Origin of the sequence: Longimicrobium sp. (assembly GCF_036554565.1) — a bacterium.
Taxonomy (GTDB): Bacteria; Gemmatimonadota; Gemmatimonadetes; order Longimicrobiales; family Longimicrobiaceae; genus Longimicrobium.
On the sequence record NZ_DATBNB010000403.1, the window covers coordinates 1 to 8,376 of the forward strand.

6 protein-coding genes are annotated in these 8,376 nt (G+C 71.2%); 4 read left to right on the forward strand and 2 right to left on the reverse strand.

The genetic code is table 11. From position 1 onward, the window contains the following. Positions 1–357: 357 nt before the first annotated feature. On the reverse strand, positions 358–1,395 hold the full coding sequence (locus tag VIB55_RS11145) for a hypothetical protein (RefSeq protein WP_331876736.1): 1,038 nt from the start codon (positions 1,393–1,395) through the stop codon (positions 358–360). Between the two features lie 225 nt (positions 1,396–1,620). After that, positions 1,621–2,055: a hypothetical protein gene (locus VIB55_RS11150; RefSeq protein ID WP_331876737.1), complete on the reverse strand. Its 435-nt coding sequence runs from the start codon at positions 2,053–2,055 to the stop codon at positions 1,621–1,623. A 130-nt stretch (positions 2,056–2,185) separates the two neighbouring features. Here VIB55_RS11150 and VIB55_RS11155 point away from each other — a divergent pair, with 130 nt between their 5' ends. The 4 genes from VIB55_RS11155 to VIB55_RS11170 all read left to right on the forward strand — a co-directional run bounded on the left by VIB55_RS11155 (position 2,186) and on the right by VIB55_RS11170 (position 8,370). Then, positions 2,186–4,822 carry a PIG-L family deacetylase gene (locus tag VIB55_RS11155; protein WP_331876738.1) on the forward strand — a complete coding sequence of 879 codons (2,637 nt, stop codon included), beginning with the start codon at positions 2,186–2,188 and terminating at the stop codon, positions 4,820–4,822. Between the two features lie 7 nt (positions 4,823–4,829). Then, positions 4,830–5,573, forward strand: coding sequence for a type I methionyl aminopeptidase (map, locus tag VIB55_RS11160; RefSeq protein ID WP_331876739.1), 744 nt, complete (start codon positions 4,830–4,832; stop codon positions 5,571–5,573). A gap of 647 nt (positions 5,574–6,220) precedes the next feature. Then, positions 6,221–7,255: an extracellular solute-binding protein gene (locus tag VIB55_RS11165; protein WP_331876740.1), complete on the forward strand. Its 1,035-nt coding sequence runs from the start codon at positions 6,221–6,223 to the stop codon at positions 7,253–7,255. Then, entirely contained in the window at positions 7,252–8,370 is a 1,119-nt protein-coding gene (locus VIB55_RS11170; protein WP_331876741.1) for an ABC transporter ATP-binding protein, read from the forward strand. Before VIB55_RS11165 ends, VIB55_RS11170 begins: the two co-directional genes overlap by 4 nt. Positions 8,371–8,376: the final 6 nt, after the last annotated feature.

Consider the following 8,376-nt stretch of genomic DNA (forward strand, 5'->3'; position numbering starts at 1 on the left):
CCGGCCCGCTTCTTCATTGGGGCCCCTCCCCCGGCAAACTGCGCCGGGAGAGGCGGGAACTTCGGGTGCGGTTCGTTGTGGTTCGGCGCATGCCTCGGCAGCCCCCTCTCCCGGCCTCTCCCCCGCAAACAGCGCGGGAGAGAGGAGAACTCACACCGGATTTGGCTGGCTGCCGGTGCATGCTGCGGGAGCCCCCTCCCCCCGGCCCCCGTCCCCCGCTGCGCAGGGGAGGGGGAGACCTGAAACGCGCTTCGGCTGGCCTGGTGCACTCTGCTGCGCGTGCAGTCCGCGAAGGCGGACTTCGGGCCTTTGTTGCCGCGACTTCAGTCGCCCCAGCAGGGCCCGGTGCCCACCAGCTCAGCCCTTCGCAGCCACGGCCTTCGTGGTCGACGCGTCCTGCGGGCGCGCCGCGGTCGCCGAATCCGAGACAATGAGGACGGGAGCCAGGGGAATCCCGGTCGCGATGATGGCGTCCGCGGGCATCTCCGGTGCTTTCGGCTCGGCCGCGGGCACCGGCGGGCTCGCCGGGGCGGGCGCCGGCGTCTCCTGCGCCCCGCCGTCGGGAACCAGGCTGCGGATCAGGTCCTGCACCCGCTGCTTCACGTCGGCGCCCGCCGCGATCTGCTCCTGAAGCTGAACCAGCTTGCCGGCGATGGCCAGGCGCGCCTGCGCCGCGTCCTCCTGCGCCCGGGCCGCAACGGCCTGCTCGCGGATGGCGGCCTGCTCCTTCTGCCCGCCGCTGAACAGGTCTTCCAGCGTTTCCACCAGCCGGTTCAGAATCCGATACACCGCCTGCGCCGAGAACCCGCCCAGCAGCGCGATGGTCGGCTTCGCGAGCACCCGCGCGTCCGGGCTGTCGATCCCATCCGTGGGCACCATCGCCACCAGGATGAACCCCGCGACCACGCCAAGGAACACCTTGATCCAGTACGCGGGGGCGTCGTCCGGATCGAACGTGCCCTTCGAGATGCTCTCATTCACCTGGAAGAGCACGGCGAACGAGGCGCCTACCCCGGCGGCCGCCAGCCAGTAGATGTTCTCCGCCAGCGCATGCCAGAGAGCTTCGCGGCCTGCCGAAGCCTCGCTGAACGTCAGATGGAAGATGCTGAGGGAAATGAACGCCAGCACGCACGCCATCGAGAAGATCACCAGTTGCCGGACCACCGACACCGGGCCGAGCGAACCGAAGCGGATGGGCTTGTGATAGGTGCGGTCCAGCAGGTAGAGCGTGGAGGGGCTCGCGGGAGCCACCAGCTTGGCCAGCCGCTCGTGGACGGTCGCGAGCGCGGCGAGTTCGATCGGCTGGCCTGCGTTGCGAGCGGCTTCATAACCCGCCGCGGACTGCACCAGGGCGGCGGGTGCGCGCATTCCCTTGCCCACCAGGTGGCGGACCATGGAGCACGATTCGTTGACGAGCTGATCCTGGAGTGTGGGCGCAGAGGGCCCGGTGTTCGTCGGCATGAGGAAGATGGCGCGGGAGGGCGGATGCTGCGGAGAGTTCTCTATTGTAATGGCCGTGACGGGAAAGGGGAACACTTGTGTTCGAAGGAGTGCCTGAATGGAGAAAGGCGCCCCCCCGGTGCCGGGACGCCTCACGATGCTTCCGCGCCGCCGGCGGGCTCAGCGAAGGTTGGGATGCAGTACCTCGACGGTTCCGTCGAACACCACCCGCTCCGGGCTTCCCCCCTGGGCCCGGTGCAGCACACGGAGGCGATAGTCGCGTGGTTCAAGGCCGGAGATCAGGGCGACGTAGCCGTGCTTGCCGATTGCCGTGTAGCACCCGCTCCCGCTCGGCTGCTCCCAGTCCACCACCAGAGTGAGGGTACGGCCGCCCTCGAGCAGGTCCCCGTGCAGCGTTCCGCCCACGCAGGGCGAGTGGAAGCGCCCGTTCACGCGGATGGCGCCGCCAAAGCCGCTCACCTGCGGGGTTTCCGAATCGGACGACGTGGCTGCAGACGCGTCGGAGGTGAAGGTCAGCTGTGCGTCGGAAAGCGTCGGCTCGCCGTTGCAGGAGGCGAGCAGGAGCGTGGCGGCAAGCAGGGCGATTCGTTTCATGGTGCGCGATGTGTCTGGTCGTGTACGAGCCTCGGACTCTGCTTCGCGGCGGAGAACGTGCGAGCGCCCGCCGGGCTGACACCTGCCCGGCCGGATTGTGCCACCCGTTGCCCTGCCATAGCTTTGCGGAATGATGAGACGCCGCATCCCCGTCGCGATCCTTGCCGCGGCCGTCACGCTGGCGGCCGTGCCCCGTTCCGCCCCCGCGCAGGAAGCGGGCTCCGAGTACCGCGGAGCCGCCGCGCTGGGGCTCTCGCTCCGCCGCCTGGGCGTGAGCAAGCGCGTGCTGATGGTGGGCGCGCACCCCGACGACGAAGACACCCAGCTCCTCGCCCGCCTGGCGCTGCAGGAAGGCGCCGACGTCGCGTACCTGTCGCTGACGCGCGGCGAGGGCGGGCAGAACGGCATCGGGCCGGAGCTGGGCGCGGGACTGGGCCTGCTGCGGACGGAAGAGCTGCTGGCCGCGCGCCGCGTGGATGGCGCGGAGCAGTTCTTCACCCGCGCGTACGACTTCGGCTTCAGCAAGTCGGCGGACGAGGCCTTTCGCCACTGGCCGCACGAGGAGCTGCTGCGCGATGTGGTGCGGGTGATCCGCCAGTACCGGCCGGACGTCATCGTCACCGTGTTCAGCGGAACCCCGCGCGACGGCCACGGGCAGCACCAGGTGTCGGCCATCGTGGCGCACGACGCGTTTACCGCCGCGGGCGATCCATCGCGCTTTCCCGAGCAGATCGCCCAGGGGCTGCGCCCGCATCACACGGCCAAGCTGTACCAGTCGCTTCGCTCGCGCGCGGAGGGCGCCACGGTACAGGTGCGCGTGGGCGAGCTGGACCCGCTCATCGGCCGGTCGCCCTTTCAGCAGGCCATGGCCAGCCGCTCGCGCCACCGTTCGCAGGACATGGGCGCGCCGGAGCTGCCCGGCGCGCGCACCACCTACCTGCGCCGCGTCTTTCCCGAGAGTGCGGCGCCCGAGCCGTCCATCTGGGCGGGCATCGACACCACCTTCGCGCCCGCCGAGCGCCCCGAGTCCGCCGCAGCGCGCGGGCTGCTGCGCTATCACCAGTCGACAGAGGCGCTGCGGGCGCGCTTCAACCCGCTGGAGCCGTCTGCCTTGGCCGCCGCCCTGGCGGACGCCCTCGTCACGCTGCGGCAGGCGCGCGCGGCCATCCCGGCGAGCAACGGCACGGCGGACCTGGTGTTCGCCATCGACGAAGAAATCCGCCAGGCCCAGGCCGCGGCCATGCAGGCGGCAGGCGCGGTGGTGGACGCGGTGGCCAGCGACGCACGCATCGCCCCCGGCGAGGCGTTCACGCTGGACCTGACGGTGTGGAACGGCGGCCCGGCCCCCCTCACCGTCCGTCACCTGCAGCCGGAGCTTCCCGCGGGATGGACGGCGACGGCGGTGGATTCCGCCTCGCGCCCGACCGGGTCCGTCATCGCCCCGGGCGAGCTGTACCTCCGCCGCTTTCGCGTGACGGTGCCGGCGGACGCGGCGCTCACCGAGCCGTACTTCCTGCGCCAGCCGGTGGAGGGCGATCTGTACCGCTGGCCGCAAAACGATCCTGCGCTCGGCCGTCCGTTCGAGCACGCGCCGGTGCGGGCGCGCGCCGACGTCGTCATGGGCGCGCGCGGCGCGGATGCGGCGATGGAGACGACGGTGGACGCCACGTTCCGCGAGGTCGATCCGCGTCAGGGCGAGCTGCGGCGGCCGGTGATGGTGGTGCCCGCGGTGTCGGTGCTTCTCGATCCGCCGGCGCGCGTGCTGTCGACGTCATCCGCCCGGCCGCTGGAGTACACGGTGCGGCTGGCGTCCGAGGCGCCGGAGGGGATCAGCGGCACGCTGCGGCTGGAGGCGCCCGAAGGCTGGAGGATTCGCGAGGGCGCCGTGCCGGTACGCTTCACCCGCCCCGGTGAGGTGCGCGAGGTGCGCTTCAGCGTCCAGTCGCCCGCGGGCACGGCCCCGGGCGACTATCCCGTCGCCGCCGTCTTCCAGGCAGAGGATGGGCGCCGCTACACCCGCGGCGTGCAGATGATCGACTATCCGCACGTGCGCGCCCGGCCGCTGTACCACGCCGCCACGTCGCGGGTGCGGGCGTTCGACGTGCAAGTCCCCGCGGGGCTGCGCGTGGGCTACATCGAGGGCGCGGGCGAGGAAGGACCACGGTTCCTGCAGAACCTGGGCATTACCCCCGAGCTGCTGGACGCGGACGACCTGGCCGAGGGCGACCTGTCGCGCTTCGACGTGATCGTGGCCGGCAGCCGCGCGTACGAGGTGCGCACGGACCTGATGGCGCACAACCAGCGGCTGCTGGACTGGGTGTCGCGCGGCGGCACGATGATCGTGCAGTACAACAAGTACGAAATCGTGGAGGGACGCTTCACGCCGTACCCCATCACCATGGCGCGCCCGCACGGCCGGGTGACGGACGAGGGCTCGCCGGTGCGCATCATCGACCCCGCGCACCCCGTGCTGACCACCCCCAACCGCATTGGCCCGGCGGACTGGGAGGGCTGGGTGCAGGAGCGCGGGCTGTACTTCGCGCAGACGTGGGACCCGGCGTACACGCCCGTGCTGGAGATGGGCGATCCCGGCGATGCGTTGCGTGGCGGGCTGCTGGTGGCGCGGCACGGGCAAGGAACGTACGTCTACACGGGGCTGGCGTTCTTCCGCCAGTTTCCGGAGGGCGTGCCTGGCGCCTATCGCCTGTTCGCCAACCTGCTGGCGCTGGGCGCCCGGAACGCCGCGGCGACACCCCGCAGACCCTGAGGCGCCGATGTCCATCGAAACGCACGACGAGCTGGAGGGGATGAAGCGCGCGGGACGCATCGTGCGGATGGTGATCCGTGCGATGGAAAAGGCGTTGCGCCCCGGCGTGACCACCGCCGAGCTGGACGAGATCGGCGCCCGGGTGATGCACCGCGAGGGCGCGCGGTCGGCACCGAAGATGGTCTACGGCTTTCCGGGCGAGGTGCTGATCAGCGTGAACGACGAGGTGGTGCACGGCATCCCCGGCAGCCGCGTGATCCAGAACGGCGACCTGGTGAAGCTGGACGTGACGGTGGACAAGGACGGCTACGTGGCCGATGCCGCCGTGACGGTGCCGGTGGCGCCCGCGCCGGAGCGCGCGCTGAAGCTGGCGGCGTGTGCGCGGGCCGCGTTCGCCAGGGCGATGGAAGTGGCGCGCGTAGGGAACCGCGTGAACGACATCGGCCGGGCCGTGGAAGACGAGGTGCGCCGCCGGGGGTTCCGCGTGATCCGCGACCTGAACGGCCACGGCATCGGCCGGACGATCCACGAAGAGCCCAGCATTCCCAACTACTTCGATCCCCGCCTCACCCGGAAGCTCACGGAGGGGCTGGTGATCACGGTGGAGCCCATCGTGGGAGAAACGTCGGGCCGCTTCGTGGAAGACCCCGATGGCTGGACCCTGCGCACGGAGGACGGCGGCCTGGCCGCGCACTACGAGCACACGCTCGTCATCACGCGCGGCAAGCCGATCCTGCTCACGGCGGCGTAAGCGCTAACAAGGACGACGAAGCGCTCCCACTACGCCGCAGCGCCACAGCCTGTCATCCTGAGGCCCAGGCGCACGGAACCGGCCCGCAGTACAACCGTCGCGGGCCGAAGGATCCAGCCGCGGAAGGGAAAACCAGCCCGGGCGCGGCAGCGGTCACCGTAGCCGAGGCCTCGGCTTCCGTGGGGGCCTCACCCGGCCGCGCTGACACGCGTGCCACCCTCTCCCACAAACAGCGTGGGAGAGGGGGTACACTTCGGGGTTGGCGTGGACAGGCAGGGCCCGGTGCGTGGGCCGGCGCCCCCCATCCCCAACCCTTCCCCCGCATACTGCCGCGGGGGAAGGGAGCCAGTCTGGCGCACGGGGCCAGCCGAAGCGCAGTTCAGGTCTCCCCCTCCCCTGCGCAGCGGGGGACGGGGGCCGGGGGGAGGGGGCTCCCGACGCATTCACCGGCAGCCCGTCGAACCTCGATCGAAGTCTCCCCTCTCCCGGCGTAGTTTGCCGGGGGAGGGGCCGGGGGAAGGGCCCGCCGCGGCATGCGCCCAAGCCGATCGAACCCCCACCACAGGTCCCCTCTCTCCCGCGCCGATTGCGGGGGAGACGACGGGAGAGGGGGCTTTTTCGTAGTTTTGAACCTGGACCGACCAACCATGCTGACCACCGCCCGCGGGCTTTCCATCTTGGCACTCGCCACCCTCACCACCGCCTGTGGCGGCGGCGACGGCCGGCAGGTGCTCACCGTGTACTCGCCGCACGGGCGCGAGATGCTGCAGGCGTTCGAGAAGCGCTTCGAGGCCGCCAATCCCACCATCGACCTGCAGTACGTCGACATGGGATCGCAGGAGGTGTTCGACCGCGTCCGCTCCGAAAAGGCGAATCCGCAGGCCGACGTGTGGTGGGGCGCCCCGGCCAACATGTTCGAACAGGCCGCCGCCGACTCCATGCTGCAGCCCTTCACCCCGTCGTGGGCCACGGCCGTCCCCGCCGAGGCCAAGGACGCCGAGGGCTACTGGTTCGGCACCTACATCACCCCCGAGGTGATCGCGTACAACACGCAGGTGGTGCCCGCCGCCGAGGCGCCCAAGGACTGGGACGACGTGCTCGATCCCCGATGGAAGGGCAAGGTGCTCATCCGCGACCCCATGGCCAGCGGCACCATGCGCACCATCTTCGGCATGATGGTGCAGCGCGGCATCCGCGCCACGGGCGATACGGCGCAGGGGTTCCAGTGGCTGCGGCGGCTGGACGCCAACACCAAGCAGTACGTCCTCAATCCCACCATGCTGTACCAGATGCTGGCGCGCCAGGAAGGCTACGTGACGCTCTGGGCGCTGCCGGACATCGAGATGGTGCGCGCCCAGTACCCCATCGAGTACACCATCCCCACCAGCGGCACCCCGCTCATCGTAGACGCAGTCGCCATCGTCCGCGGCGCCCCGAATGTCGACGCGGCGAAGGTTTTCGTAGAGTACATCGGCGGGAACGCGGCGCTGGTGCCGGCCGTCCGCGAGTTCTTCCGGCTCCCCGCCCGCACCGACTTTCCGGGGGACAGCATGCCCCCGCGCCTGCGCGCCGCACAGGAAAAGCTGGTCGCCGAGCCGATGGACTGGAAGCTCCTGCAGGAACGCGGGAACGAGTGGATGCGCCACTGGGACGAGAACGTCCGCAACCGGGGCGCGAAGTGACCTCTCCCGCGCCGACTGCTGTATCCTCGTCCGCCACCCAGCCGATCCTTTCGCTGGACGGCGTCACCCGCCGCTTCGGTGAGACGACGGCGGTGGACGCGGTGTCGCTGGAGGTGCCCGCGGGCGAGTTCCTCACGCTGCTGGGCCCCTCCGGCTGCGGAAAGACGACGACGCTGCGGATGATCGCCGGTTTCGAGCATCCCACGGCCGGCCGCATCGTCCTGGGCGGGCGCGAGGTGACGGCCCTGCCGCCGCAGAAGCGCGACGTGGGGATGGTGTTCCAGAACTACGCGCTGTTCCCCCACCTGGACGTGTGGGAGAACGTGGCGTTCGGCCTCAAGTCGCGCGGCGACCGCAAGGACGTCGTCGGTCCGCGGGTGGAGCGTGCGCTGGGACTGGTGGAGCTGGCGGGCTACGGCAAGCGCAAGGTGCAGGAGCTCTCCGGCGGGCAGCAGCAGCGCGTGGCGCTGGCCCGCGCGCTCGCGCCCGAGCCGCCGCTGCTGCTGCTGGACGAGCCGCTGAGCAACCTGGACGCCGCCCTGCGCGAGCGCACCCGCGACGAGCTGCGCGCGCTACTCAAGAGCCTGGGAATGACGGCCATCTTCGTGACCCACGACCAGGAAGAGGCGTTCGCGCTCTCTGACCGCATCGCGGTGATGGAGCTCGGGCGCCTTCAGCAGGTGGGCTCGCCCGAGGAGCTGTACGGATCGCCCGCGAATGCGTTCGTCGCATCATTCCTGGGGCGCGCCAACTTCCTGGACTCCACGCTGGATTCGGTGGATGGCGATCGCGCCGTCTGCCGGCTTCCGGGCGGGGCCGCGTGGACCGCGGCGCTCTCGGCGGATGCGCCCCGTGCGGCGCCCGGCGCGCCGCTGCGGGTGATGGTGCGGCCGGAGGGGCTGGAGCTCGCCGGCACCGATGCCGCGGGCGCGCTCCCCGGGCGCGTGCTGGACCGCCGCTACGCGGGATCGGCCACGTTCTACCGCGTGGCACTGGACGGCGGCCCCGAGGTGCTGATCCACGGCCGCCCGCACGAGGCATCGGCCGGCGACACGGTGCGGGTGGCGCTGCATCCCCGCGCGGAGCCCGTGGCGTATCCCGTGGAGGCGCGGTAGTGGGGG